At 55.9% G+C, this 26,656-nt stretch carries 18 protein-coding genes, 2 tRNA genes, 3 rRNA genes, 3 pseudogenes and 1 riboswitch; of the genes and pseudogenes, 13 read left to right on the plus strand and 13 right to left on the minus strand.

Translation table 11 applies throughout. The annotated features are described in order from the left end of the window. Positions 1-67: 67 nt before the first annotated feature. Positions 68-1,135: a DUF1176 domain-containing protein gene (locus tag CKQ53_RS06275; protein WP_094118855.1), complete on the plus strand. Its 1,068-nt coding sequence runs from the start codon at positions 68-70 to the stop codon at positions 1,133-1,135. 193 nt (positions 1,136-1,328) lie between these two features. Here the strand turns inward: CKQ53_RS06275 and CKQ53_RS06280 are convergent, their stop codons facing one another. Then, positions 1,329-1,577 carry a DUF1127 domain-containing protein gene (locus tag CKQ53_RS06280; RefSeq protein ID WP_118894787.1) on the minus strand — a complete coding sequence of 83 codons (249 nt, stop codon included), beginning with the start codon at positions 1,575-1,577 and terminating at the stop codon, positions 1,329-1,331. Positions 1,578-1,753: 176 nt separating this feature from the next. Here CKQ53_RS06280 and CKQ53_RS06285 point away from each other — a divergent pair, with 176 nt between their 5' ends. Continuing rightward, on the plus strand, positions 1,754-3,181 hold the full coding sequence (locus CKQ53_RS06285) for an aminotransferase-like domain-containing protein (RefSeq protein WP_094118854.1): 1,428 nt from the start codon (positions 1,754-1,756) through the stop codon (positions 3,179-3,181). 60 nt (positions 3,182-3,241) lie between these two features. On the opposite strand, the gene thiH is transcribed toward CKQ53_RS06285, so the two are convergent. Genes thiH through thiC form a run of 6 tightly spaced genes read right to left on the minus strand, consistent with a single transcriptional unit; the run spans position 3,242 to position 8,678 of the window. After that, on the minus strand, positions 3,242-4,387 hold the full coding sequence (gene thiH, locus CKQ53_RS06290) for a 2-iminoacetate synthase ThiH (RefSeq protein WP_094118853.1): 1,146 nt from the start codon (positions 4,385-4,387) through the stop codon (positions 3,242-3,244). Continuing rightward, entirely contained in the window at positions 4,384-5,169 is a 786-nt protein-coding gene (locus CKQ53_RS06295; RefSeq protein ID WP_118894789.1) for a thiazole synthase, read from the minus strand. Before CKQ53_RS06295 ends, thiH begins: the two co-directional genes overlap by 4 nt. Continuing rightward, on the minus strand, positions 5,170-5,370 hold the full coding sequence (thiS, locus tag CKQ53_RS06300) for a sulfur carrier protein ThiS (protein ID WP_085653061.1): 201 nt from the start codon (positions 5,368-5,370) through the stop codon (positions 5,170-5,172). It lies immediately after the preceding gene. Continuing rightward, positions 5,367-6,116 carry a HesA/MoeB/ThiF family protein gene (locus CKQ53_RS06305; RefSeq protein WP_118894791.1) on the minus strand — a complete coding sequence of 250 codons (750 nt, stop codon included), beginning with the start codon at positions 6,114-6,116 and terminating at the stop codon, positions 5,367-5,369. Before CKQ53_RS06305 ends, thiS begins: the two co-directional genes overlap by 4 nt. A 1-nt stretch (position 6,117) precedes the next feature. Further along, complete coding sequence (gene thiE / locus CKQ53_RS06310; protein ID WP_094118852.1) at positions 6,118-6,762, minus strand: thiamine phosphate synthase; 645 nt, start codon at positions 6,760-6,762, stop codon at positions 6,118-6,120. After that, positions 6,762-8,678, minus strand: coding sequence for a phosphomethylpyrimidine synthase ThiC (thiC, locus tag CKQ53_RS06315; RefSeq protein ID WP_094118851.1), 1,917 nt, complete (start codon positions 8,676-8,678; stop codon positions 6,762-6,764). Before thiC ends, thiE begins: the two co-directional genes overlap by 1 nt. Positions 8,679-8,787: 109 nt before the next feature. Then, positions 8,788-8,904: riboswitch (TPP riboswitch) on the minus strand. 374 nt (positions 8,905-9,278) lie between these two features. On the opposite strand from thiC, the gene nudC reads away from it, so the two are divergent. The 6 genes from nudC (at position 9,279) to CKQ53_RS06345 (ending at position 13,768) form a co-directional block, all read left to right on the plus strand. Beyond that, a complete protein-coding gene (nudC, locus tag CKQ53_RS06320; RefSeq protein ID WP_094118850.1) occupies positions 9,279-10,052 on the plus strand; it encodes an NAD(+) diphosphatase in 774 nt (257 codons plus the stop codon). Between the two features lie 115 nt (positions 10,053-10,167). Beyond that, positions 10,168-11,241 (plus strand): uroporphyrinogen decarboxylase, encoded by a 1,074-nt coding sequence (hemE, locus tag CKQ53_RS06325; protein ID WP_085653066.1) that lies wholly within the window; start codon positions 10,168-10,170, stop codon positions 11,239-11,241. Then, a complete protein-coding gene (gene nfi / locus CKQ53_RS06330; RefSeq protein ID WP_094118849.1) occupies positions 11,238-11,915 on the plus strand; it encodes a deoxyribonuclease V in 678 nt (225 codons plus the stop codon). Before hemE ends, nfi begins: the two co-directional genes overlap by 4 nt. An 89-nt stretch (positions 11,916-12,004) precedes the next feature. Further along, on the plus strand, positions 12,005-12,595 hold the full coding sequence (locus tag CKQ53_RS06335) for a YjaG family protein (protein ID WP_085653068.1): 591 nt from the start codon (positions 12,005-12,007) through the stop codon (positions 12,593-12,595). A 185-nt stretch (positions 12,596-12,780) separates the two neighbouring features. Next, positions 12,781-13,053 (plus strand): nucleoid-associated protein HU-alpha, encoded by a 273-nt coding sequence (gene hupA, locus CKQ53_RS06340; RefSeq protein WP_012882985.1) that lies wholly within the window; start codon positions 12,781-12,783, stop codon positions 13,051-13,053. 169 nt (positions 13,054-13,222) lie between these two features. Continuing rightward, positions 13,223-13,768: a DUF1481 domain-containing protein gene (locus CKQ53_RS06345; protein ID WP_338040087.1), complete on the plus strand. Its 546-nt coding sequence runs from the start codon at positions 13,223-13,225 to the stop codon at positions 13,766-13,768. Positions 13,769-13,825: 57 nt separating this feature from the next. Here the strand turns inward: CKQ53_RS06345 and purD are convergent. Both purD and purH read right to left on the minus strand, forming a co-directional pair. Next, a pseudogene (gene purD, locus CKQ53_RS06350) lies at positions 13,826-15,117 on the minus strand (phosphoribosylamine--glycine ligase). 18 nt (positions 15,118-15,135) lie between these two features. Next, a complete protein-coding gene (gene purH / locus CKQ53_RS06355; protein WP_094118846.1) occupies positions 15,136-16,725 on the minus strand; it encodes a bifunctional phosphoribosylaminoimidazolecarboxamide formyltransferase/IMP cyclohydrolase in 1,590 nt (529 codons plus the stop codon). A 587-nt stretch (positions 16,726-17,312) separates the two neighbouring features. On the opposite strand from purH, the gene CKQ53_RS06365 reads away from it, so the two are divergent. The 5 genes from CKQ53_RS06365 (at position 17,313) to rrf (ending at position 22,530) form a co-directional block, all read left to right on the plus strand. Beyond that, positions 17,313-18,855 (plus strand): 16S ribosomal RNA (locus tag CKQ53_RS06365). Positions 18,856-18,927: 72 nt separating this feature from the next. Continuing rightward, positions 18,928-19,004: transfer RNA gene (locus tag CKQ53_RS06370), tRNA-Ile, on the plus strand. 125 nt (positions 19,005-19,129) lie between these two features. Further along, a tRNA-Ala gene (locus CKQ53_RS06375) sits at positions 19,130-19,205 on the plus strand. A gap of 196 nt (positions 19,206-19,401) precedes the next feature. Then, a 23S ribosomal RNA gene (locus CKQ53_RS06380) occupies positions 19,402-22,309 on the plus strand. A gap of 105 nt (positions 22,310-22,414) precedes the next feature. After that, positions 22,415-22,530 (plus strand): 5S ribosomal RNA (rrf, locus tag CKQ53_RS06385). Together the 16S, 23S and 5S rRNA genes with 2 tRNA genes alongside form the textbook arrangement of a ribosomal RNA operon. A 1,032-nt stretch (positions 22,531-23,562) precedes the next feature. On the opposite strand, the gene CKQ53_RS06390 is transcribed toward rrf, so the two are convergent. The 4 genes and pseudogenes from CKQ53_RS06390 to CKQ53_RS19010 form a co-directional block, all read right to left on the minus strand. Next, a complete protein-coding gene (locus CKQ53_RS06390) occupies positions 23,563-24,324 on the minus strand; it encodes an amino acid ABC transporter ATP-binding protein (protein ID WP_094118118.1) in 762 nt (253 codons plus the stop codon). A gap of 8 nt (positions 24,325-24,332) precedes the next feature. Continuing rightward, positions 24,333-25,421: an amino acid ABC transporter permease gene (locus tag CKQ53_RS06395; protein WP_094118119.1), complete on the minus strand. Its 1,089-nt coding sequence runs from the start codon at positions 25,419-25,421 to the stop codon at positions 24,333-24,335. A gap of 15 nt (positions 25,422-25,436) precedes the next feature. Then, positions 25,437-25,991: pseudogene (locus tag CKQ53_RS19005) on the minus strand (ABC transporter permease subunit); the annotation flags it as partial. Positions 25,992-26,062: 71 nt separating this feature from the next. Then, positions 26,063-26,615, minus strand: a pseudogene (locus CKQ53_RS19010) (ABC transporter permease subunit); the annotation flags it as partial. Between the last annotated feature and the right edge of the window lie 41 nt (positions 26,616-26,656).

Here is a 26,656-nt window from a genome sequence, read left to right on the forward strand (position 1 = left end):
GAGCGGTTTTTTTATGCATAAAAAGTGAGTGATAAGAGACAGAAAACAGAGCGATGAGAGAAACATTATGCTGAAAGCAAGCGTGGTTGCAGCCAGTCTGGCGGTGTTGTCCGCCGTACCGGCTTTTGCCGGAGTGCCGTTTGCGCCGCCGGTGCAAAAAATCTTCTCTAACTGGCAGGTGACGTGCAACAACCTGAACGACTGCGATGTGCGTAATATTGATGAAAACCTGCGTATTACGCTGACGCGGCAGTCCGGCGCTACCGGCGTGGCGTCATTGACGATTGTCCCCTTTTCTCAGGAAGCCCATCCCACCTTGTGGTTGGACGAAGACGCCGCGGAAGGGTTGAGCTTAACGCCAGCGATCAACGATGACGACGCCATTGTCGCCACGGAAAATCTGCCCGCGATACAACATTTTCTACAGCAGGCCAAAGATGCGCTGACCCTTTCCGTCGGTGACGATCCGCAGCAGGGAAGCTCCCTGCGGGGATTGAACGCCGCGCTCCTGCTGGTGGATGAACGGCAGGGACGGATCGGTACTCAGGGCGCACTGCTGCAGCGGGGAAGTAAACCGGCTTCCGACGTCCCGGCGAGGTTGAGTCAACCCGAACTGCCGCCAGCACTGACAAACGCGCCTGCGGTCAGTCATCCGCAAGCGTTGGTCGAGGCCGTCATCAAGGCGCAGCATGCGCTGTTGGTAAGAGAGACCTGCGATGTCAACGAGCAGGACAAAGAGATCAATCAGGTTCAGCCGCTGGACCAACGCAATGCGCTGGTCATGATTAACTGCGGTATGGGGGCCTATCAGTCCTCGAGCCTGGTATTTATCACGCCGCGCGATAATCCGTCGGCGGCGCATCAATTGGTACTGCCGTTGCCGCTGCCGGATGAAAATGGCCGCCCGCAGCAGGTGGATTGGTTTACCAACGCTGACTATGATCCTCAGACTGGCGACCTGTTCCATTTGGCGAAGGGACGTGGTTTTGCCGACTGCGGTGAAAGCGCCCAGTGGCGTTACGATGGTCAGCAGTTCCGGCTCGTGACTTACCACAGCCAGACGGGATGCAATGGCGGTTGGCCGGGTGAGTGGCCTTCGCTGTGGGAAACGCCGGGATACAACGAAGACAAATAGCGCTCCGCGCAGGAAGGGTCGCCGTCGGTCAGGACAGACCGACGGCGACATAAGCGGCGCAGGCTTGAGGATTCACAGTCAGCCTGCGGCCGACGGATGTGCCGGCATTCGCACTCTAGCGTCGCCCGATGGCTTCCGCGATCGCCGTTGTACTGACGTGGGAACCCTCGCGCAAACATATCGGCGACATGACTCACCTTTCATTTTTCTTGTGAGCATCATTCCGCGCCTGAAGCCAACCCTCATTGCCGAAGGCATCGGCCCGGTAGCACTGATCGATGTCTGCACGCGACAGACCAATATCTTTGAGGCGTTCATCGCTCATCGTCCGCAGCAACGTGCGCGTCGAGATGCGCAAACGCCGTGCCTGCCAATGCTTGTAGATTCTGCTGACTAGCGTGCGCAGCGTGGATGTCTGCGAAAGTGGATGGTGTTGTGTCATCTTCATTCCCTCCCCCGATGGTGTGGCACCATCATGAAAGAGCGGCGGAAAACAATACAGATTCACAAATACAGTTTATTGACCATACAGAAGAGGATTGTATGGCCCTGAATGGGACTTTTTGTGTCAATCTGTACTGGTTATCGAATGATAACGCTTCAAGGTAGGATACTTTCATGACTCGCTATCAGCATCTTGCCACCTTGTTGGCGCAGCGCATTCAACAAGGGCTTTATCAGCCTGGGGAACGTCTGCCGTCGGTCAGAATCCTCTCGCAGGAGCATGGCGTCAGTATCAGTACGGTTCAACAGGCTTACCATCTGCTGGAAGAGCAGATGCTGATCTCCCCGCAGCCTCGCTCGGGCTACTTTGTCTCTGCGCGTTATGCCGCGCCGCCCATTCCCGCCATTACGCGCCCGGCACAGCGGCCGGTTGAAATTACCCATTGGGATGCGGTGCGAGGGTTGTTGGACGTACGGAAGGAAAGCGATGTCATGCAGCTGGGCAGCGGCATGCCGGACGTCACGTCGACCACCCTCAAACCGTTATGGAAAATCATCAGCCGACAGGGCATGAAGCAGGATATCTCGCTATTGCAATACGGCGGTTTGCTCGGCGTGACGGCGTTGCGCGAGCAAATTGCGCGGCTGGCGGTCGACAGCGGATGCACGCTGAGCACCGACGACATTGTCACCACGACGGGGTGTCAGGAAGCGCTGTTTCTGTGCCTGCGGGCGGTCTGTCAGCCGGGAGACATCATCGCTGTTGAATCCCCGGCGTTTTACGGGATGATGCAGACGCTGAGGAGCTACGGGGTAAAAGTTATTGAAATTCCGACGGATTCGGTCAACGGCCTCAGTCTGGAAGCGCTGGAATTAGCGCTGGATCAGTGGCCGATCAAGGCAGTGTTCGTGGTGCCGAACTGCAACAATCCGCTAGGTTTTATCATGCCGGAGGCGCGTAAACGGGGATTGATGACGTTGGCGCAGCGTTTTGATATCGCCGTGATTGAAGATGACGTCTACGGGGAACTGGCTTACGAGTACCCGCGGCCGATGACCTTGAAGTCGTTGGATGACGATGGGCGGGTGTTGTTGTGTAGCTCCTTTTCGAAGGTTATGGCGCCGGGCCTGAGGGTGGGCTGGGTCGCGCCGGGACGGTATCTCGATCGCGTACTGCATATGAAATACGTGAACAGCGGCGGCGGCGTCATCCAGACACAATCAGCGGTCGCCGAGTTTATTCGTCAGGGTCACTACCTGCCGCACCTGAGGCGCATGCGGGCGCAGTACCAGCGCAATCAGTGTCGCTTCACCAGCTTTGTCCGCCACTATTTTCCCGAGGGGATCTGCGTCAGCCGGCCGCAGGGCGGCTTTTTGATGTGGATAGAACTGCCGGAAGCCTTCGACGGCATCCGTTTGAATCGTCGTCTGGCTGAACGCGATACGCAGGTCGCCGTAGGTTCGCTATTCTCTGCATCGGGGAAATATCGCAACTGTCTGCGTCTGAACTATGCGTTGCCCTGCACAGAGAAAACGGAAAGGGCATTGAAGATGATTGGGGAAGAAATCGAGCGGGAGATGACGCTCGCATGCAGAGCCTGATCCCCTCAGGCCCGAGGAGGAAGAACCGCGATGTCCGGCGTTATAGACATCGCGGCGTATTCACTCGTGATGCGACGGAGTGCGCGACCTTCCCAGATAGCCGTCCCAATCTTTCCATACGGGCTGTAGGCCGACACGGGTTATCGCGTCCGCCACCGCCTCCGGCCGTCGGGCATCATGGGGAGCGAACTGCTCCAGTTCCGGATGGTTGTCGGCGTAGCCGCCCGGCTGCGTTTTGGAGAAGGCACTGACGCTGTTGATGGCGATGGGCACCATATGATCGCGAAAGAAGGGCGATTCACGAGTGGACAGCGATAGCTCCACGTCCGGCGCCAGCAGCCGGAATGCGCAAATTGTCTGCATCAGCTGCGCTTCGTCCATCAGCGAAGCCGGTTCAATACCGCCGGCACACGGTCGCAGGCGTGGAAACGAGAGCGAGAAGCGGCTCTGCCAGTAACGCGGTTGCAGATCGAGTAGGTGCTCCGCCACCATATAGCAGTCCACGCGCCAGCTGTCTGACAGGCCGATCAACGCGCCGAGACCGATCTTGTCGATCCCGGCCATGCCGAGACGATCGGGCGTGGCTAGCCGCCAGGCGAAATCCTGTTTGCGTCCCCGCAGATGATGCCGCGCGTAGGTCGGCGCGTGATAGGTTTCCTGATAGACCATCACGCCGTCCAGACCCAGCGTCTTTAGTTCGGCATACTCTTCCGTCGACAGCGGCTGCACCTCCATCATCAGCGAGCTGAAGTGGGGCCTGACCAACGGCAGCACGCGTCGAAAGTAGTCCATCCCTACTTTGCCCTGATGCTCGCCGGCGACCAGTAGCAGCTGGTCGAACCCTAGCTGGCGGATCGCACGGCACTCCCGCTGTATTTCATCGTCATTCAGGATCTTGCGCTTAATCCGATTGCTCATCGAAAACCCGCAATAGGTGCAGTCGTTGGCGCACAGATTGGACAAATACAGCGGAACGTAGAATCTCACCGTATTGCCGAAGCGCTGGCGAGTAAGACGCTGCGCGCGTTGTGCCAGCGGTTCGAGGTAGCCTGCCGCCGCGGGCGAAATCAACGCCATAAAATCGTCGCGATCGGGCCGATCGGCGTTCAATGCTCGGATGACGTCGGCAGACGTTTTACCGTTGATGCGACAACGGAGGTCGTCCCAGTCGAGCGTCTCCCAGCGGCGATAAAATCCTTCGCTCATGAGCCTGCTCCCGTTTGAGGCTGTTGCAGAAAACCGGTCAGGGGGCTGGTGGCGCTGGCGTGGGATTGACTCGCACCCAAGCCGGACTCCGCCGCCAGCACGCCAGCCTCAACGGCCAGCCGAAAGGCGCGGGCCATGCTGACCGGGTCGCGGGCGACGGCCATCGCCGTATTGACCAGTACGGCATCCGCGCCCATCTCGATGGCCTCGGCGGCCTGACTGGGCGCGCCGATCCCCGCGTCGATGACGACCGGTACCTGTGCTTGTTCGATGATGATCCTGAGGAAGTCGCGCGTTTGCAGTCCCTGATTAGAACCAATCGGCGCTCCGAGCGGCATGACGGCAGCGCAGCCGACGGCCTCCAGTCGTTTGCACAGCACCGGATCAGCGCCGCAGTAAGGCAGCACGATAAACCCTTCGTTCACCAGCTGTGCCGCCGCTTTCAGCGTTTCCACCGGATCGGGCAGCAGGTATTTCATGTCGGGATGAATTTCGAGCTTAATCCAATGTGTCCCCAGCGCTTCACGCGCGAGATGCGCGGCGAAGATCGCTTCCTCCGCCGTCTTGGCCCCAGAGGTATTCGGTAGCAGGTGAACGCCCAGCCGTTGTAGGGGAGCGAGAAGCGCGTCGCTGTCGCCGGAAAGGCTAACGCGTTTCATCGCCAGTGTGACCAATTGGGAGCCCGCCGCCTGTAACGCCGCGATCATGATCTCTGCGCTGGCGAACTTACCGGTGCCAGCCAGCAACCGGGATGTGAATGTGGTTCCTGCGATGGTGAGCATTTATCCTCCTGCTATCGCCTGAAAAAGCAAAATGTCGTCCCCGTCCTGCACCTGACAGGCGCTCCAGTCGGGGCGAGGGATAACGATCTGATTGATCGCCAGCGCGGTGCCCGGCTGCAGACGATCCAACTGTTGCAACAGCTGCTCCACGCTGATCGGTTTCGCCAGCATGACGGCTTCCTCATTGATATGAATTTTCATACGGCGCTCCCGCAGACTGGGCAGCCCGAAGCGGGGGAGAGTTGTAAGGTATTCCAGTGCTGCTGGCGGGCGTCGAACAGCCTCAGCTTGCCGTCCAGCGTGGACGACAGTCCGCATAGCAGTTTGATGGCCTCCAGGGCCTGCAACGTCCCCATGACTCCGACAACCGGCCCCAATACGCCGGCGGTGCGGCAGTTGCGAACAGGCTCGGTCGCATCCGGATAAAGGCAGGCGTAGCAGCCGGAAAGATAGGGGGGCGTCAGCACCAGCAGCTGGCCGCCGAAGCCGACGGCGCTGGCGCTGACTAACGGTTTTTCGGCTCGAACGCAGGCGGCGTTGACAGCATGGCGCGTCGCCATGTTGTCGCTACAGTCCAACACCAAATCGACGCGGTTGACCGCTTTAGCCAACGCCTTACCTTCCAGTCGTGTCTGTATTGCCTCGATCGTGATGTCCGGGTTCAGCGCCAACAGCTGGCGCTGAGCCAGCATCGCTTTAGGTTGCGCGATATCTTCAGTGCGGTAGATCACTTGGCGTTGCAGATTGGAGATATGCAGCGAGTCATGATCCGCCAGCAGCAGCCTGCCGACGCCTGCGGCCGCCAGATAGAGCGCACAGGGCGCGCCCAGACCACCGAGACCGACCAGCAACACGGTGGCGTCAGCCAGCCTCTGCTGACCCTCGGGGCCGATATCTTCCAGTAACAGCTGGCGGCTATAACGCATAAATGCTCGGTCGTTCAGCATGTTACGCCTCCCGTTTTTCGATCAGATGCAGCAAGGTTGCCGTTGCCTGTCGCCAGTCCGCCGCCTGAGTGATGGCGCTCACGACGGCGATGCTGCCGACGCCTGTCGCCAGTACTGAAGGGACCCGTTCGATGCTGATGCCGCCGATAGCGACCGAGGGAAAACGTCCCGCCAGTTCACTGATATGACGCGCCAGTTCGGCCAGTCCCTGCGGCGATGACGCCATCTCTTTGGTTTGGGTCGGGAAAATATGGCCCAGCGCGATGTAGGACGGGGCGATAGCGACGGCGCGCGCCAGCTCGTTATCATCATGGGTTGAGACACCGAGCCGCAGTCCGGCGCGGCGGATTGCACTCAGATCGGCGGTATCCAGATCCTCCTGACCAAGATGGACGCCATAGGCCTGATGCTTGATGGCCAGCCGCCAGTTGTCGTTGATGAACAGACGTGCCTGATAGCGACGGGCGAGGGTGATCGCCTTGATCACCGCAGGCTCCATCTGGGATTCAGTCTGGTCTTTGATCCGCAGTTGCAGGGTCTTCACGCCCATACGGAGCAGTCGTTCGATCCACTCAACGCGGTCGACCACTGGGTAGAGTCCCATCCGTGATTCCACGGCGGGGAACGTCAGCAGGGGGGCATTCATCAGGCATCCTCCTGCGGAACGTACAGTTCGCTGCCGTGAGCGCGGAATTCGGCCGACATCTGCGCCATGCCGATTTCAATCGGTTGGGCATCCGCCTGTTGTTGCGCGGCGTAGTCCCGGACCTCCTGAGAAATTTTCATGGAGCAAAACTTCGGGCCGCACATGGAGCAGAAGTGAGCCACTTTGCCGGATTCCTGCGGCAGCGTCTCGTCGTGGTAGGCCCGCGCCGTCTCCGGATCCAAAGCCAGGTTGAACTGGTCTTCCCAGCGGAATTCAAAGCGGGCTTTCGACATCGCGTTGTCGCGGATCTGCGCCCCCGGATGACCTTTCGCCAGATCTGCGGCGTGTGCGGCGATCTTGTAGGTGATCAACCCCTGCTTTACATCCTCTTTGTTCGGTAACCCCAGATGCTCTTTCGGGGTGACGTAGCACAACATGGCGCAACCGAACCAGCCGATCATGGCGGCGCCGATGCCGGAGGTGAAGTGGTCATAGCCCGGCGCGATATCCGTGGTGAGCGGGCCGAGAGTATAAAAAGGCGCTTCGTGGCAGTGCTCCAGCTCTTCGGTCATATTGCGGCGGATCATCTGCATCGGGACATGGCCGGGACCTTCAATCATCACTTGAACGTCGTACTCCCACGCGATGTGGGTCAGTTCGCCCAGCGTATGCAATTCGGCGAACTGCGCCTCGTCGTTGGCGTCCTGAATCGAGCCGGGCCGTAGGCCGTCGCCCAGCGAAAGGGCGATATCGTACGCGCTGCAAATTTCACATATCTCGCGGAAATGCGTGTATAGGAAGCTCTCTTTGTGATGCGACAGACACCACTTCGCCATGATGGACCCGCCGCGTGAGACGATGCCGGTCAGGCGTTGAGCGGTCATCGGCACATACCGCAGCAACACGCCAGCGTGGATGGTGAAGTAATCAACGCCCTGTTCGGCCTGCTCCAGCAGGGTGTCGCGGAACATTTCCCAGGTCAGGTTCTCCGCGACGCCGTTGACCTTCTCCAGCGCCTGATAAATGGGTACCGTCCCGATAGGGACCGGGCTATTGCGCAAGATCCACTCGCGCGTCTCATGGATATAACGGCCGGTAGACAGGTCCATCACCGTGTCAGCTCCCCAGCGGGTGGACCACACCAGTTTCTCCACTTCTTCTTCGATGGAGGAAGTGACCGCCGAATTGCCGATATTGGCGTTTACTTTGACCAAAAAGTTGCGGCCGATAATCATTGGTTCGGATTCTGGATGGTTGATGTTGGCGGGAATGATTGCGCGTCCGGCGGCCACTTCCTGACGAACAAACTCAGGTGTGATGGTCTGCGGCAGATGGGCGCCAAAACTCTGGCCGGGGTGTTGCTGGCGCAGGGTCGGGCTAGACACACGCTCGCGCCCCATATTTTCCCGCAGGGCGATGAACTCCATTTCCGGCGTGATGATCCCCCGGCGGGCGTAGTGCAGCTGGGTCACCCGTTGACCGGCCTGCGCGCGGCGCGGATGGGGAAGATGTTCGAAGCGCAGGTGGTCCAGGCCGGCATCGGCTAGACGTTGTTGGGTAAAGCCGGAACTGAGCTGGGATAAGCGTTCGGTGTCGCCGCGTTCTTCAATCCAGGCGGTTCTCAGGCGAGCCAATCCGCGGCGAACATCGGGGACGGCGTCGGGATCGCCATAAGGTCCGGCGGTGTCGTAGACCGGTATCGGCTCATTCGGTTCGTCGCGAGGCGCTTCCCGTTTTCCCCCGAGCCGCGTGGGACTGAGTTGGATTTCCCGCAGAGGGACGCGGATGTCGGGCCGAGAGCCGGTCAGATAAATGCGCTGTGATTGTGGAAAGGCGGTGCCTTGCACCTCGTCGATAAAACGTTGCGCGGAGGCGCGCTGTTCGCGGCGTCCTGAGGGTTTGTTTTCTGTAGACATAGCAAATTCCTGTTTGGATAAAAGGAAACATTGCTTGTCTGGAGTTCGGATGGAGTAATGGAGACGTTTCTTTTTCCCCGGGTGATGACGGCTTTATCTGGGGAAAAGGATAAAAATTACTCTTGTTCCCTTCGCAGGTTTTAACCTGATCAGGTTCCGCGGATCCCGAATTAACGGTCTCAGCCCGCACGCGTTACCGCGATGCTAGGCACTCCGACAAGATGACGCCCGGTGAATGGGGCGAGCTCAATCGCCTACACTCTATGCTGGCAATGCGTCGCTGTCAAAAGCGGAGTACGGCGTTGGGTGAAGGCAACGCGCACGTCTGCTGTAGGACATCAAGCGTTAATACGATAGAAAATGCCTGTTGCTGACAGTGGCCTTATTTTCCGCGAAATATGCGATAAAACGTCATTCTTGTGGGTAATTTCATTGAAATACACGATGGCGGGTTGAGCGCGGCGAGGAGACAGAACGGCGGAACGAGTTTCTATGACATGGTATGGTGCATAAGCGTAGAGCGTCTGATTTATATGCATTAATGTTGTCTATATCTACACATCATAGCCATAGACTCGGTGACAGAGGGCGATAGAAGAGATGGAAGTTACGTTAACAGGTGAAGAACTCGGCTGGTGGGTTGTCGGCGAGAACAATCAGATTTGGCTGCCTCAGGGGAGACTGCCGCACGGTTCTTCCATTCAGTGGGGACTCAAAACCCGCCCCGCACGCCAGATTGGCGAATGGCAAGGGGAGCCTGTCTGGCTGGTGCGTCAGACCATGGCTGAAGAGATGGGATCGCTGCGCCAACTGTTGGACATGGAGAGCGGGCTGTTTCAGCTCGCTGGCCGGGGAATTCAGCTGGCTGATTTTTATCGCGCCCACCGTTTCTGCGGCTATTGCGGTCATGAAATGCATCACAGCAAAACCGAGCTGGCCTGTCTGTGCGGCCATTGCCGGGAACGTTACTATCCGCAGATTGCGCCCTGCGTCATCGTGGCGATTCGCCGTGGCACGGACATTTTGCTGGCGCAGCATGTCCGCCACCGGGGCAACATGTACACCGCGTTGGCCGGGTTTGTCGAGTTGGGTGAAACGCTCGAACAGGCCGTGGCCAGAGAAGTCATGGAAGAGAGCAATATTCGCGTTAAAAATCTTCAATATGTGAGTTCTCAGCCCTGGCCGTTCCCCCATTCTCTGATGATGGCCTATATTGCGGAGTATGCCGACGGCGAACTGCGTCACGATCCGTCCGAGCTTCGCGATGCCGCTTGGTTCCGTTACGACAAGCTGCCGATCCTGCCGCCGCCGGGAACCGTGGCGCGACGCCTGATAGAAGATACGGTGGTGATGTGCCGTGAAGCCGACGGCTAATCCGTCTGCGTCATGCGTGTAGCCTGAGGGGAATCAACCCGCTACACTGCCGCCTGAAATACCCAGATCACAGCGACCTACGCGCCTGACGTTCAGGCACCAAAAGGAAAAGATCATGACCGACCTTAAAAACGATCGCTATTTACGCGCTCTATTACGTCAGCCTGTTGATGTCACGCCCGTTTGGATGATGCGTCAGGCGGGGCGTTATCTGCCGGAATATAAAGCGACGCGCGCTCAGGCCGGAGATTTCATGTCGTTGTGCAAGAATGCCGAGCTGGCCTGTGAAGTGACTCTGCAGCCGCTGCGACGCTATGCGCTGGACGCGGCCATTCTGTTCTCCGATATTTTGACGATCCCCGATGCGATGGGATTGGGACTCTATTTTGAAGCGGGCGAAGGTCCACGTTTTCGTCATCCGCTAAGAAGCCATGCCGAGGTCGCGGCATTGCCGATCCCCGACCCGGAACAGGAACTGGGCTACGTGATGAATGCCGTACGCACCATCCGTCGTCATCTGGCGGGCGAAGTCCCGCTGATTGGTTTCTCCGGCAGTCCGTGGACGCTGGCGACCTATATGGTCGAAGGGGGTAGCAGCAAAGCGTTTACCGTTATCAAAAAGATGCTGTTCGCCGAACCGCGCACGCTGCATCTGTTGTTGGATAAGCTGGCGGACAGCGTCATCCTTTACCTGAACGCACAGATCAAGGCGGGCGCTCAGGCGGTCATGATTTTCGATACCTGGGGCGGCGCGCTCAGCGGTCGTGACTATCGCGAATTTTCGCTGCATTACATGCACAAGATCGTCGACGGTTTGCTGCGTGAGCATGAGGGCCGCCGAGTACCGGTGACGCTGTTCACCAAAGGCGGTGGACAGTGGCTGGAAGCGATGGTGGAAACGGGCTGCGACGCGCTGGGTCTGGATTGGACAACGGATATCGCCGACGCTCGTCGTCGTGTGGGCGACAAAGTTGCGCTGCAGGGCAATATGGACCCGTCCATGCTCTATGCGCCGCCAGCTCGCATCGAACAGGAAGTGAGCACTATTTTGGATAGTTTTGGACCGGGCAACGGCCACGTTTTCAACCTGGGGCACGGTATCCATCAGGATGTACCGCCTGAACACGCCGGGGCATTTGTGGACGCAGTACATCGCCTGTCCCGGCCTTATCATCAGGAAAAGGCATGATTGACACTCCGTCTCTACGGGCTGAACAGTTAATCAAGGCGGCTCAGGTCGTCCGTCATGATGCGCTCCCATTCGAACAGCCGGCGTTGATTGCCGGCGCGGATGTCGGATTTGAGCAGGAGGGCACGGTGACTCGGGCGGCGATAGCCATATTGGCGTATCCGTCGCTTGAACTGGTGGAGTATCAGATCGCGCGTATCCCTACGACGATGCCTTATATTCCGGGACTGCTCTCTTTTCGCGAGGCTCCCGCGCTGATGGCGGCGTGGGAATCACTGCGTCACCCGCCGGATCTGCTGTTTGTGGACGGTCATGGTATTTCCCACCCCCGCCGCCTGGGCGTCGCCAGCCATTTTGGGCTGATGGTCGACGTCCCCACCATCGGCGTGGCCAAACGTCGTCTGTGTGGTCAGTATGCTGCGTTAGATGCCGACGTCGACAGTCAGCAGCCGTTGATGGACAAGGGCGAACAGATTGGTTGGGTGTGGCGCAGTAAATTACGCTGCAACCCGCTGTTTGTCTCAACCGGGCATCGGGTCGGTTTGGAAACGGCGTTATTGTGGGTGAAACGCTGTACGCGCGGCTACCGGTTGCCGGAGCCCACTCGCTGGGCCGACGCGGCGGCGTCAAACCGAATTGCATTTCAGCGCTGGCAACATCTGCAAACACTGTAGATAATCGCGCCAGCGTTTTTTAGGAATTCAGGAATAGGGCCGCTGGTCGTTTTTGGCTACACTGCGGTCCGTCACGTTAGAGATAAAACATGTTACGTAATCCCATTCATTTGCGTCTGGAGAAACTGGAAAGCTGGCAGCATGTCACTTTCATGGCGAGCCTCTGTGAACGCATGTATCCCAACTACCATGAGTTCTGCCGCCAGACGGAATTTGGCGATGCGCAGGTCTACCGTCGCATCCTCGATCTGATTTGGGAAACACTGGTGGTCAAAGATGCTAAGGTTAACTTTGACCTTCAGTTGGAAAAGCTGGAGGATGCGGTTCCATCCGCTGAAGACTATGATCTTTACGGGGTCTACCCAGCGATTGATGCTTGTATCGCTTTAGGGGAGTTAGTTCACTCTCGCCTGAGCGGCGAAACGCTCTCGCATGCTATCGTGATTAGTGAAACCTCCATCAGGACGGTAGCCATGTTGGAGATGACTCAGGCTGGCAGAGAAATGACGGATGAGGAACTCAAAGTCATTCCTGCCATTGAAGAAGAATGGGATCTCCAGTGGGAGATCTTCCGCCTGTTGGCGGCCTGTGAAGAGCGTGATATCGAGCTGATCAAAGGTCTTCGCGCGGACTTGCGCGAGGCGGGAAGCAGCAATATTGGGATAAATTTATATCAATAACCGGTAAAACGTGATTTAAGGTCTTAAATGGCCGCTCTAAGGGCTTCACACCGCACCCCGTCTGGTCTACATTTGGGGGGCGTAAAAAAAGTGGCTGTCGGTGCGTATATGCAGGAGAGTGCTTTAATGGCATTTCCGTCGCACTCGATGCTTAGCAAGCGATAAACACACTGTAAGGATAACTTATGAATAAGACTCAACTGATTGATGTAATTGCTGACAAGGCTGACCTTTCCAAGACCCAGGCTAAAGCTGCATTGGAAGCTACTCTGGCGGCAATTACTGAGTCTCTGAAAGAAGGTGATGCAGTACAATTAGTTGGTTTTGGTACTTTCAAAGTCAATCATCGTAATGAGCGCACTGGCCGCAACCCGCAGACGGGTAAAGAAATCAAAATCGCAGCTGCCAACGTGCCTGCATTTGTTTCCGGTAAAGCACTGAAAGACGCTGTAAAATAAGCGCATGCTAAGAAAAGGTTTGAACAGAGGGGCGATTTCGCCCCTTTTGCTTTTTCTTAAACGTACCGCGATTGGGAGCGTAGCCGCCCTGGTGGTTTCCTGCAGCTCCCACTCGCCCCCCTCTGCGTTGTATGCCGGGGGATACCTTTCTGACCGTGGCGTTGTGCGCGTGTGGCGCAAAGATGACCCGGCTCAGCAGCAAACGGCACTGATGACGGTCTTCAGCCCGTTTAATGGTCACAGCACCCAAATCACCCGATACCACTTCCAGCAGAACGCCGTGCGGGAAATCATACAAAGCAAGAGCGCGCCTGACAAAGAGGACGTGCGTTTGCGTTTTGATGCCAAAGGCGCCGTCAGCTATATGCAGCGTCAGCTACCCGACCGCCGCGAGCCCTTATCCGATGATGATGTCGCGCTGTATCAGTTTGATGCGGGCAGGCTTCTGGAAATGAGCGACGTCATGCGCACGGGGAACGTTCAATTGAAGCAGGGACAGTGGCAGGACGGGGTGGCAGTGACTTGCGACGGTCAACGCATTCGTCCGAGTCTGGACCGCAGAGCTTCGCAACGCATCGCACAGCGCCAGCAGCGATCTTCCGTACCGTTAAGCATTGCCTGGCTGGAGTCGCCGGAAGGGACGCAGCTTCTGCTGGTCGCCAATGAAGATTTTTGTCGTTGGGAGCCCACGGTGGATTCACTACAGAGTGACTAAGAACGGCGCGAGTTAAAGCGAGCCCCCGCAAGAAGGCTCATTCATCATGCTAAGACATCAGGAGTGCGACTGTTCCCGGTCGATAGCGCGATAACCGATATCGGTACGACAGAAAGACCCTTCCCAACGAATCCCTTTCGCCAGCGCATAGGCATTACGCTGAGCGTCTTTCACGCTTGCGCCCAGCGCCGTCACGCAAAGAACTCGTCCACCGTTGGTCACCACGTCATTGCCCTTCAGCGCGGTGCCGGCATGGAAGACTTTGCCGTCTGCCGTTTCCGACGTTCTCAGACCGGAAATGGTGTCGCCTTTGCGATAATCAGCCGGATAACCCCAGCGGCGAGAACGACACCCAGAGAAGGACGCTCATCCCACTCGGAACGCTGTTCATCCAGCTTGCCATCACACGCCGCCAGGCAAAGCGCGACCAGATCGGAGCGCATACGCAGCATAATCGGCTGCGTTTCCGGATCGCCGAAGCGGCAGTTGAATTCGATGACCTTGGGTTGACCGTCGGCGGAGATCATCAGTCCTGCATAAAGGAAGCCGGTGTAGACGTTTCCTTCCGCGGCCATGCCTTGTACGGTCGGCCAGATAATCTGGTCCATCACGCGCTGGTGAATCTCGTCGGTGACGACCGGAGCCGGAGAGTACGCCCCCATACCACCGGTATTGGGGCCGGAGTCGCCGTCACCCACGCGTTTATGATCCTGGCTGGTGGCCATCGGCAGCACGTGCTCGCCATCGACCATGACGATAAAGCTGGCTTCTTCGCCATCCAGGAACTCCTCAACGACGACGCGGTGACCGGCATCGCCAAATGCATTACCGGCCAACATATCCGTCACGGCATTTTCGGCTTCTTCCAACGTCATGGCGACGATGACGCCTTTACCGGCGGCCAGTCCATCGGCCTTAATGACGATAGGCGCGCCTTTTTCCCGGATATAAGCGATAGCCGGTTCAATGTCGGTGAAGTTCTGGTATTCCGCCGTGGGAATATGATGACGCGCCAGGAAGTCTTTAGTGAACGCTTTAGAACCTTCGAGCTGCGCCGCGGCCTGTGTTGGGCCGAAGATGGGAAGTTGCGCTGCACGGAAAGCATCGACGATACCGATGACCAACGGCGCTTCCGGCCCAACGATAGTCAGACCAATGTCGTTTTGCTTCGCAAAGTCGACCAGCGCCGGAATATCTGTTGCGGCGATGTCGATGTTTTCCAGCGACGGTTCCAATGCGGTGCCCGCATTGCCGGGCGCGACGAAAACCTTATCCGCCAGGGGAGATTGCGCTGCTTTCCAGCCAAGCGCATGTTCGCGCCCGCCGTTGCCGATAATTAAAATATTCATGGTGAGTCTTGCTCCGGATTAATGGCGGAAATGACGCATGTCGGTAAATAGCATCGCAATGCCGTTCTCATTGGCGGCGGCGATCACTTCGTCGTCGCGGATGGAACCGCCTGGCTGAATAACGCAGGTAATGCCTACGGCCGCGGCGGCATCAATGCCATCCCGGAAGGGGAAGAAGGCATCGGACGCCATGACGGAGCCTTCGACCACGAGTCCTTCATCCTCAGCTTTGATACCGGCGATCTTGGCGGAATAAACCCGGCTCATCTGTCCTGCGCCGATACCGATGGTCATGTTGTCGCGGGCATAGACAATGGCGTTAGACTTGACGAACTTCGCCACTTTCCAGCAGAACAGCGCATCGCGTAGCTCCGCTTCAGTAGGCTGACGCTCCGTCACCACCCGTAATTGTAAGGCGTCGACCATGCCAAGGTCGCGATCCTGCACCAGTAAACCGCCGTTGACGCGTTTGAAATCAAGGCTGGGTACATGCTGTTGCCATTGTCCGCAGGTGAGTACCCGGACGTTCTGTTTGGCGGCGGTCACCTGCAACGCAGCGTCGCTGACCGACGGCGCGATAATCACTTCGACGAACTGACGACTGACGATGGCCTGTGCTGTGGCCTCGTCCAACTCGCGGTTGAATGCGATGATGCCGCCGAATGCTGATGTCGGGTCGGTTTGGTAGGCGCGTTCATAGGCGTCGAGAATCGAGTCGCCAATAGCCACACCGCAAGGGTTGGCATGTTTGAGGATGACGCAGGCAGGTTCAGCAAATTCTTTAACACACTCCAGCGCTGCGTCGGTATCAGCGATGTTGTTGTATGACAGCGCTTTGCCTTGCAACTGGGTCGCGGTGGCGACTGACGCTTCCTTTATCTCTTCTTCTATATAGAAGGCGGCCTGCTGATGGCTGTTCTCCCCGTAGCGCATATCCTGCTTTTTGATGAAGTTGAGGTTCAGCGTGCGAGGGAAGTGGCCGGCGGGGCGAGACGTATCCCCATGATAAGCAGGAACCTGGGTGCCGAAGTAGTTGGCGATCATGCTGTCGTAGGCGGCGGTGTGTTCAAATGCTTTGATCGCGAGATCGAAACGGGTTTCGTACGTCAGCGATCCTTCGTGCGTATCCAGCTCATTGATAATAGAGGCATAGTCGCTGCTTTTTACCACGATGGCGACATCGTTGTGGTTCTTGGCGGCTGAACGCACCATCGTGGGTCCGCCGATATCGATGTTCTCAACAGCGTCGGCCAACGTGCAGTTCTCTTTTGCGACCGTTTGGGCAAACGGGTAAAGGTTCACAACGACCATATCTATCGGCTGGATATCATGTTGCGCCATGATGGCGTCGTCTTGGCCTCGGCGGCCGAGAATCCCACCGTGAACTTTGGGATGCAGCGTTTTGACTCGTCCGTCCATCATCTCTGGAAATCCGGTGTAATCCGACACTTCCGTCACGGGTAACCCGGCGTCGGCCAGTAGCCGTGCGGTGCCGCCCGTAGAGAGTAGCTCCACGCCACGTTCAGACAGCGCTTGAGCGAATTCAACAATACCGGCTTTGTCAGACACACTGAGCAAAGCACGACGGAGAGGACGATTTTGTTGCATGATGATGTGATCCCTTGGCTAGGTTCGTATTCAGAGAGCGTTATGTGAATATTGCTGATCAAAAGCTTCAGTCAGGGCGTTGAGACGAATATTCAGCTAATGCCCCCGCAACCGGGGTCCGGTTTTCAGGGGGGAAATTGTAGCGAAAACGATTGCGTGATGCTTGTCAAATTTCAGCGTTTGCCACATCTGTGGATAATTCTGTGCAAAAAAAGGTATAAGGCGGCCTTTTGCTGTGGAATGCAGCAAACGATGAAATTTGTGATAAATACCGGTTGCGGGCTGAAAGGAAGTCCCTATAATGCGCTCTCACTGACACGGCACAGCGGACAACGCGATGCGGTGACAGTCGAAGAAAAACGAAGAAAGTCGTTGACTTCAAAAGCGGAATCCGTAATATATGCGGCCCGCGGCCACTGAAAGTGGCGCTGCTCTTTAACAATTTAATCAGACAATCTGTGTGGGCACTCACAAGACACTATCGCAACTAGATACGAAAAAGTCTTGAAGAGTGAACAACAGTTAATTCATTACGAATGAACAGTAAATTCTTTGAGCATCGCTATTAACTTAGCAAATCAAGCTTTTAATTGAAGAGTTTGATCATGGCTCAGATTGAACGCTGGCGGCAGGCCTAACACATGCAAGTCGAGCGGCAGCGGAAAGTAGCTTGCTACTTTGCCGGCGAGCGGCGGACGGGTGAGTAATGTCTGGGGATCTGCCCGATGGAGGGGGATAACTACTGGAAACGGTAGCTAATACCGCATAACGTCGCAAGACCAAAGTGGGGGACCTTTGGGCCTCACACCATCGGATGAACCCAGATGGGATTAGCTAGTAGGCGGGGTAAAGGCCCACCTAGGCGACGATCTCTAGCTGGTCTGAGAGGATGACCAGCCACACTGGAACTGAGACACGGTCCAGACTCCTACGGGAGGCAGCAGTGGGGAATATTGCACAATGGGGGAAACCCTGATGCAGCCATGCCGCGTGTATGAAGAAGGCCTTCGGGTTGTAAAGTACTTTCAGCGGGGAGGAAGGGAGTAAGGTTAATAGCCTTATTCATTGACGTTACCCGCAGAAGAAGCACCGGCTAACTCCGTGCCAGCAGCCGCGGTAATACGGAGGGTGCAAGCGTTAATCGGAATGACTGGGCGTAAAGCGCACGCAGGCGGTTTGTTAAGTCAGATGTGAAATCCCCGAGCTTAACTTGGGAACTGCATTTGAAACTGGCAAGCTAGAGTCTTGTAGAGGGGGGTAGAATTCCAGGTGTAGCGGTGAAATGCGTAGAGATCTGGAGGAATACCGGTGGCGAAGGCGGCCCCCTGGACAAAGACTGACGCTCAGGTGCGAAAGCGTGGGGAGCAAACAGGATTAGATACCCTGGTAGTCCACGCTGTAAACGATGTCGACTTGGAGGTTGCGGTCTTGAACTGTGGCTTCCGGAGCTAACGCGTTAAGTCGACCGCCTGGGGAGTACGGCCGCAAGGTTAAAACTCAAATGAATTGACGGGGGCCCGCACAAGCGGTGGAGCATGTGGTTTAATTCGATGCAACGCGAAGAACCTTACCTACTCTTGACATCCAGAGAATTTAGCAGAGATGCTTTAGTGCCTTCGGGAACTCTGAGACAGGTGCTGCATGGCTGTCGTCAGCTCGTGTTGTGAAATGTTGGGTTAAGTCCCGCAACGAGCGCAACCCTTATCCTTTGTTGCCAGCACATAATGGTGGGAACTCAAAGGAGACTGCCGGTGATAAACCGGAGGAAGGTGGGGATGACGTCAAGTCATCATGGCCCTTACGAGTAGGGCTACACACGTGCTACAATGGCGCATACAAAGAGAAGCGAACTTGCGAGAGTAAGCGGACCTCATAAAGTGCGTCGTAGTCCGGATTGGAGTCTGCAACTCGACTCCATGAAGTCGGAATCGCTAGTAATCGTAGATCAGAATGCTACGGTGAATACGTTCCCGGGCCTTGTACACACCGCCCGTCACACCATGGGAGTGGGTTGCAAAAGAAGTAGGTAGCTTAACCTTCGGGAGGGCGCTTACCACTTTGTGATTCATGACTGGGGTGAAGTCGTAACAAGGTAACCGTAGGGGAACCTGCGGTTGGATCACCTCCTTACCAAAGTGAAGTGCTAGTGAAGTGCTCACACAGATTGTCTGATGAAAGAAGAACGAGCAGAAATACCTTTATAGGCTTGTAGCTCAGGTGGTTAGAGCGCACCCCTGATAAGGGTGAGGTCGGTGGTTCAAGTCCACTCAGGCCTACCAATTCCTTCCCATGCTGCGTTGTCGCCCCACTCGTTTACTTGAGTAAACGTCGTGAGACTCCGCCTTGCCTGAAAAAGAATTGGTCGACTCATCATGAGATGGGTTGACAGAGGTATAACTGATTTGGGGCTATAGCTCAGCTGGGAGAGCGCCTGCTTTGCACGCAGGAGGTCTGCGGTTCGATCCCGCATAGCTCCACCATACAAAGACTTCAGAGCGTATTGGCAACAGTATGCTGTGAAGTATTTTGCTCTTTAACAATCTGGAACAAGCTGAAATTTGAAACGATGCAGCTGAACATATCTCTCCGTGCAGTACTGAGATGTGATTTGGTTGTATCAGAGTCTCTCAAATAATCGCAGCGCGAAGTGTTTTACGAAACACCTTCGGGTTGTGAGGTTAAGTGACTAAGCGTACACGGTGGATGCCTAGGCAGTCAGAGGCGATGAAGGGCGTGCTAATCTGCGATAAGCGTCGGTAAGGTGATATGAACCGTTATACCCGACGATACCCGAATGGGGAAACCCAGTGCAATCCGTTGCACTATCATGTCATGAATACATAGTGACATGAGGCGAACCGGGGGAACTGAAACATCTCAGTACCCCGAGGAAAAGAAATCAACCGAGATTCCCCTAGTAGCGGCGAGCGAACGGGGAGGAGCCCAGAACCTGAATCAGTTTGTGTCTTAGTGGAAGCGTCTGGAAAGTCGCACGACAGAGGGTGATAGTCCCGTACACGAAGAGGCATGAATTGTGAGTTCGATGAGTAGGGCGGGACACGTGTTATCCTGTCTGAATATGGGGGGACCATCCTCCAAGGCTAAATACTCCTGACTGACCGATAGTGAACCAGTACCGTGAGGGAAAGGCGAAAAGAACCCCGGCGAGGGGAGTGAAATAGAACCTGAAACCGTGTACGTACAAGCAGTGGGAGCCTTGATTTATCAGGGTGACTGCGTACCTTTTGTATAATGGGTCAGCGACTTATATTCTGTAGCAAGGTTAACCGAATAGGGGAGCCGCAGGGAAACCGAGTCTTAACTGGGCGTTAAGTTGCAGGGTATAGACCCGAAACCCGGTGATCTAGCCATGGGCAGGTTGAAGGTTGGGTAACACTAACTGGAGGACCGAACCGACTAATGTTGAAAAATTAGCGGATGACTTGTGGCTGGGGGTGAAAGGCCAATCAAACCGGGAGATAGCTGGTTCTCCCGAAAGCTATTTAGGTAGCGCCTCGTGAACTCATCTTCGGGGGTAGAGCACTGTTTCGACTAGGGGGCCATCCCGGCTTACCAACTCGATGCAAACTACGAATACCGAAGAATGTTATCACGGGAGACACACGGCGGGTGCTAACGTCCGTCGTGAAGAGGGAAACAACCCAGACCGCCAGCTAAGGTCCCAAAGTCATGGTTAAGTGGGAAACGATGTGGGAAGGCCCAGACAGCCAGGATGTTGGCTTAGAAGCAGCCATCATTTAAAGAAAGCGTAATAGCTCACTGGTCGAGTCGGCCTGCGCGGAAGATGTAACGGGGCTAAACCATGCACCGAAGCTGCGGCAGCGACACTTAGGTGTTGTTGGGTAGGGGAGCGTTCTGTAAGCCTGCGAAGGTGGCCTGTGAGGGTTGCTGGAGGTATCAGAAGTGCGAATGCTGACATAAGTAACGATAATGCGGGTGAAAAACCCGCACGCCGGAAGACCAAGGGTTCCTGTCCAACGTTAATCGGGGCAGGGTGAGTCGACCCCTAAGGCGAGGCCGAAAGGCGTAGTCGATGGGAAACAGGTTAATATTCCTGTACTTGGTGTTACTGCGAAGGGGGGACGGAGAAGGCTAGGTTATCCGGGCGACGGTTGTCCCGGTTTAAGCGTGTAGGTGGATGTTTTTGGTAAATCCGGAACATCATTAACACTGAGGCGTGATGACGAGTCACTACGGTGATGAAGTAGCCGATGCCAAGCTTCCAGGAAAAGCCTCTAAGCTCCAGGTAACACGAAATCGTACCCCAAACCGACACAGGTGGTCAGGTAGAGAATACCAAGGCGCTTGAGAGAACTCGGGTGAAGGAACTAGGCAAAATGGTGCCGTAACTTCGGGAGAAGGCACGCTGGTGTTGGTGAAGGGACTTGCTCCCGGAGCTGATACCAGTCGCAGATACCAGCTGGCTGCAACTGTTTAATAAAAACACAGCACTGTGCAAACACGAAAGTGGACGTATACGGTGTGACGCCTGCCCGGTGCCGGAAGGTTAATTGATGGGGTCAGCCGCAAGGCGAAGCTCTTGATCGAAGCCCCGGTAAACGGCGGCCGTAACTATAACGGTCCTAAGGTAGCGAAATTCCTTGTCGGGTAAGTTCCGACCTGCACGAATGGCGTAATGATGGCCAGGCTGTCTCCACCCGAGACTCAGTGAAATTGAACTCGCTGTGAAGATGCAGTGTACCCGCGGCAAGACGGAAAGACCCCGTGAACCTTTACTATAGCTTGACACTGAACCTTGAGCCTTGATGTGTAGGATAGGTGGGAGGCTTTGAAGTGTGGACGCCAGTCTGCATGGAGCCAACCTTGAAATACCACCCTTTAATGTTTGATGTTCTAACGTGGGCCCCTAATCGGGGTTGCGGACAGTGTCTGGTGGGTAGTTTGACTGGGGCGGTCTCCTCCCAAAGAGTAACGGAGGAGCACGAAGGTTAGCTAATCCTGGTCGGACATCAGGAGGTTAGTGCAAAGGCATAAGCTAGCTTGACTGCGAGAGTGACGGCTCGAGCAGGTGCGAAAGCAGGTCTTAGTGATCCGGTGGTTCTGAATGGAAGGGCCATCGCTCAACGGATAAAAGGTACTCCGGGGATAACAGGCTGATACCGCCCAAGAGTTCATATCGACGGCGGTGTTTGGCACCTCGATGTCGGCTCATCACATCCTGGGGCTGAAGTAGGTCCCAAGGGTACGGCTGTTCGCCGTTTAAAGTGGTACGCGAGCTGGGTTTAGAACGTCGTGAGACAGTTCGGTCCCTATCTGCCGTGGGCGTTGGAAGATTGAGGGGGGTTGCTCCTAGTACGAGAGGACCGGAGTGAACGCACCACTGGTGTTCGGGTTGTCATGCCAATGGCATTGCCCGGTAGCTAAGTGCGGAAGAGATAACCGCTGAAAGCATCTAAGCGGGAAACTTGCCCCGAGATGAGTCTTCCCTGGGACCTTGAGTCCCCTGAAGGGCCGTTGAAGACGACGACGTAGATAGGCTGGATGTGTAAGCGTAGCGATACGTTGAGCTAACCAGTACTAATGACCCGAGAGGCTTAACCTTACAACACCGAAGGTGTTTTTAGAGAGACGTATTCAGCTTGTTCGAAGATTGGTTCTGATGGTTGCGTGGAAGTAGGACGTAACGGTTGGGATGAAACAGAATTTGCCTGGCGGCGATAGCGCGGTGGTCCCACCTGACCCCATGCCGAACTCAGCAGTGAAACGCCGTAGCGCCGATGGTAGTGTGGGGTCTCCCCATGTGAGAGTAGGGAACTGCCAGGCATTAATTTAAGTAGAAACCCTCAGCGCAAGCTGGGGGTTTTTGCGTTGGGGCGGAGAAAGACGCGGACAGAGCCGCACTGTATCTGCACCGTGCCAGCACAGACCCTGTAGTCCCGCCCCCCGGTGAGGGTCACACGCCATGTCGGGACAGGATTGATGGTCATGATTCGGGTTCTGCAAGTGTCTCCGTGGCTCATAAGACCGTTGTGATGACCTATTCCTGCTTTCCTGCTCAACGGCTTGCTCCCTTTCCCCATCCTGATCCCATGCTCCCTTGATTCTGCACCTGGACCTATTTATCCCGCCGGTATCAGTCCTGAGTGAGGTTAAACTCTCTTTTGCCCCTGCTTTGTGATGACTCGGTACTGACCACGCCGATGAGGCGTCGCGCGAAGAGTCTGGCGTGAAACGCGAAAGGGCTGCCATGCGGTGGATAAGCCTGCTGATGTCCGCCACCATTCAGACCCAACCCAACCCAACCTCAGACCCAGACGCGGCTACGCCGCGCCCGGTCAGGTCTGCGCTACGTTTTATAATGCTGGCCTGTAAGGTATCTACCGTTGATGCTTGCCGGGGTGATGAGATCGCGGGAGCAAGCCACCGATCGCTAATCACGCTGCCTTCATTCCTGTACATTATGTCTCCCGTGGCCTCTGCGATCCCTGACTTCATCGTTCACACACAAGCTCAAGTTCTTCCCGCCGATCTCTGGTGCCTCCACAGATCGGTAGTGGCCGGTCACTCGATAACTGAGGGACAGCGCATCAGGTGTTTTGGTTCATGGTCACGGATACGGTGATGTGCCATCACTCCCCTTCATCTACCGGTGTGGTATTAACAGGATTATGCGTCTGCTTTATCCACAGAGAATTCAAGGCTATCCACTAGATGAAACCAGACTTCGCTCGCTGGGCGTATGACAAAAAGCGGTTCACATCGCGAGTAGAGACAAGGAATCAACGTGGTGATTGAGCGGAGATTGCATGATCGATAAAACGAGGCTCATGCGCTGAATGAGCCTCCGTAAGAGACTTAATGCAGAATCTGCGCCAGGAAAGCCTGCGTACGTTCTGAGCGGGGATTGGAGAAGAAGATATCCGGTGGCGCCTGTTCGACGATCTCCCCCTGATCCATAAAGATCACTCGGTTGGCCACTGTACGAGCAAATCCCATCTCATGAGTAACGCACAGCATGGTCATACCGTCTTCGGCTAAACCCAGCATGGTATCCAGCACCTCTTTAACCATTTCGGGATCTAACGCCGAAGTCGGCTCATCAAACAGCATGATCTTAGGTCTCATACACAGCGAACGCGCGATGGCGACACGCTGCTGCTGACCTCCGGACAATTGCCCCGGATATTTATGCGCATGGGCCGCAATGCGAACGCGTTCCAGATAATGCATCGCCAGTGCATCGGCCTCTTTCTTCGGCATGCGATGCACCCAGCTAGGCGCCAGCGTACAGTTCTGCAAAACCGTGAGATGCGGAAAAAGATTGAAATGTTGAAACACCATGCCGACTTCCGTTCTGATTTTCTCAATGTTGCGGCTGTCGCTGTTCAGCTCGATGCCATCGACAACAATACGTCCTTTCTGATGTTCTTCCAGATGGTTGATACAGCGGATCGTCGTTGATTTTCCTGAGCCCGATGGGCCACAGAGGACAATACGCTCACCTTGTTTTACCTGAAGGTTAATGTCTTTCAGTACGTGAAACTGACCGTACCACTTATTCACGTTTTCCAGCGTGATCATGTTGTCAGCGGATTGTGTTAACGCATTCTGATTCATGGATGACCTCAATGAGACTGATGTCCGGTATCAAACCGTCTTTCTAAATGTTGGCTATAACGCGACATGCTGAAACAGAAGATCCAGTAGATCAGCGCGGCGAAGACGTAGCCTTCGGTAGACATTCCCAGCCAGGCGGGATCGACCGTGGCTTGCTGGATGCTGCTGAACAGATCGAACAGCCCAATGATGATCACCAGACTGGTATCTTTAAATAGCGAGATAATGGTGTTGACCAGTCCGGGGATAACCATTTTTAGCGCCTGAGGCAGGATGACCAGACACTGCATCCGCCAATAGCCCAACGCCAGCGACTGCGAGGCTTCATACTGCCCTTTCGGCAATGCTTGAAGGCCGCCGCGCACCACTTCCGCGACGTAGGCTGACTGGAACAGAATGACCCCTACCAAGGCGCGCAACAGTTTGTCTATGTTGGTTCCTTCCGTCAGGAACAGCGGCAGCATCACGGATGACATGAATAGAACGGTGATCAGCGGTACGCCGCGCCAGAATTCGATAAATCCAATGCATAGCATACGGACGACGGGCATTTCCGATCGCCGACCAAGTGCCAGTAAGATCCCGAGCGGCAAAGCGCCCGCAATTCCCACGGCGGCGATAATCAGGGTGAGCGTGAGCCCGCCCCATTGGCGCGTTTCTACGTGGGGCATACCGCCAAATCCCCCGGACAGCAGGCCCCAGGCGATGAACGGATACACCACGCACCATCCCGTGATATAACGACCGCGATGCGGCATCGCTTTCCAGAACATGGGGAAAATGCTCAACAGCGCCAGCACCAGCGCGAAATTGATGCGCCAAATCTCTTCGGTGGGGTAGAGGCCATACATAAAGTGGCCGAAGCGAGCGTGGATAAACACCCAGCAGGCGCCTTCACGCGTACAGTCATTACGGGTCGCGCCTAACCAGTTGGCGTCGAAGATCGCCCAGTTCAACAGCGGGGGAAGCCCTTTCCACAGCAGCCACAGACAGAGCAGGGTCAGCAGGCTGTTGGGAAGGCTGGAAAACAAATTACGTCGAGTCCAAGCGATAGCGCTGCTCATCGGCGTTGGGCGATTTGGCGTATGTGAAATCATGGGCACCCAGCTCCTCTAGCGCTCAATTAAGGCGATTTTACGGTTATAGATATTCATCAGCAGCGAAATCAGCAGGCTGATAATCAGGTAGACCGACATCGTCATGGCGATGGTCTCAATCGCCTGACCCGTCTGATTTAAAACCGTACCGGCAAATAGCGACACCATATCCGGATAGCCAATCGCGGCGGCGAGGGACGAGTTCTTCACAATGTTCAGGTACTGGCTGGTCAGGGGAGGGATGATGACGCGCATTGCCTGCGGCAGAATGACTTTGCGCAGGGTGATCGCTTTTGGCAGCCCTAGCGAAAGCGCCGCTTCATGCTGGCCGTGCGCAACCGATTGAATACCGGAACGGATGATTTCGGCGATGAAGGATGAGGTATAGACCGAAAGCGCCAGCGCCAGTGCGGCGAGTTCGGGGATCATGACCAGACCGCCGTTGAAGTTGAACCCACTTAATACCGGAAGTTCCCAGCTCAATGCACGACCGAAGGTGATGTGCGCCAAACCCAGTAGTAACGTAAGGACCAACACTGGCCACGGCCAGTTTCGGCGATAGATGCCGGTTTCACGGTGATGGCGCAAGTTTCTGCGGACGATGATGACGGTCACGATTACCGTAACAACCACAGCGAGAAAGGCCGGGAGGGCGCCGGGGCCGAAATCCGCCGCCGGAATATATAATCCACGGTTACTCAAAAACACCGCATCCAGGGCGCTCACCGCCTGGCGTGGTCCCGGCAGATTGCGCAGTACCGCAAAGTACCAAAAGAAGATCTGCAGCAGCGGCGGAATATTGCGGAACGTTTCAATATAGAAGGTTGATAGCTTGCGCAGCAGCCAGTTGTCAGACAGTCGGGCCAGGCCGACCATAAATCCTAACAGGGAGGCGCAGATAATACAGATGGCTGACACCAACAACGTATTCAGCAAGCCGACGATGAAAACGCGCGCGTAAGTGTCGCCCTGCTGATAGTCGATGAGATGCTGGACAATACCGAACCCAGCGGCGTTATCCAGAAAAGCAAAGCCGGAAGTAATTCCGCGCTGCGCCAGATTGGTGATGGTGTTGTGTAATAGATAGGCGGCGAAAGCCAGTACAGCGACGACCGCGATGATTTGGTAAAGCCAGGCGCGCACCGCAGGATTCGTCAGTGATAAATCACCTTTTACGGTTGGGCGTTGCAGCATGATGAAGCCTCGATAGCGTCAAACGAGAGCACGGCGGTAAA

Source organism: Lonsdalea britannica (genome assembly GCF_003515985.1).
GTDB lineage: Bacteria > Pseudomonadota > Gammaproteobacteria > Enterobacterales > Enterobacteriaceae > Lonsdalea > Lonsdalea britannica.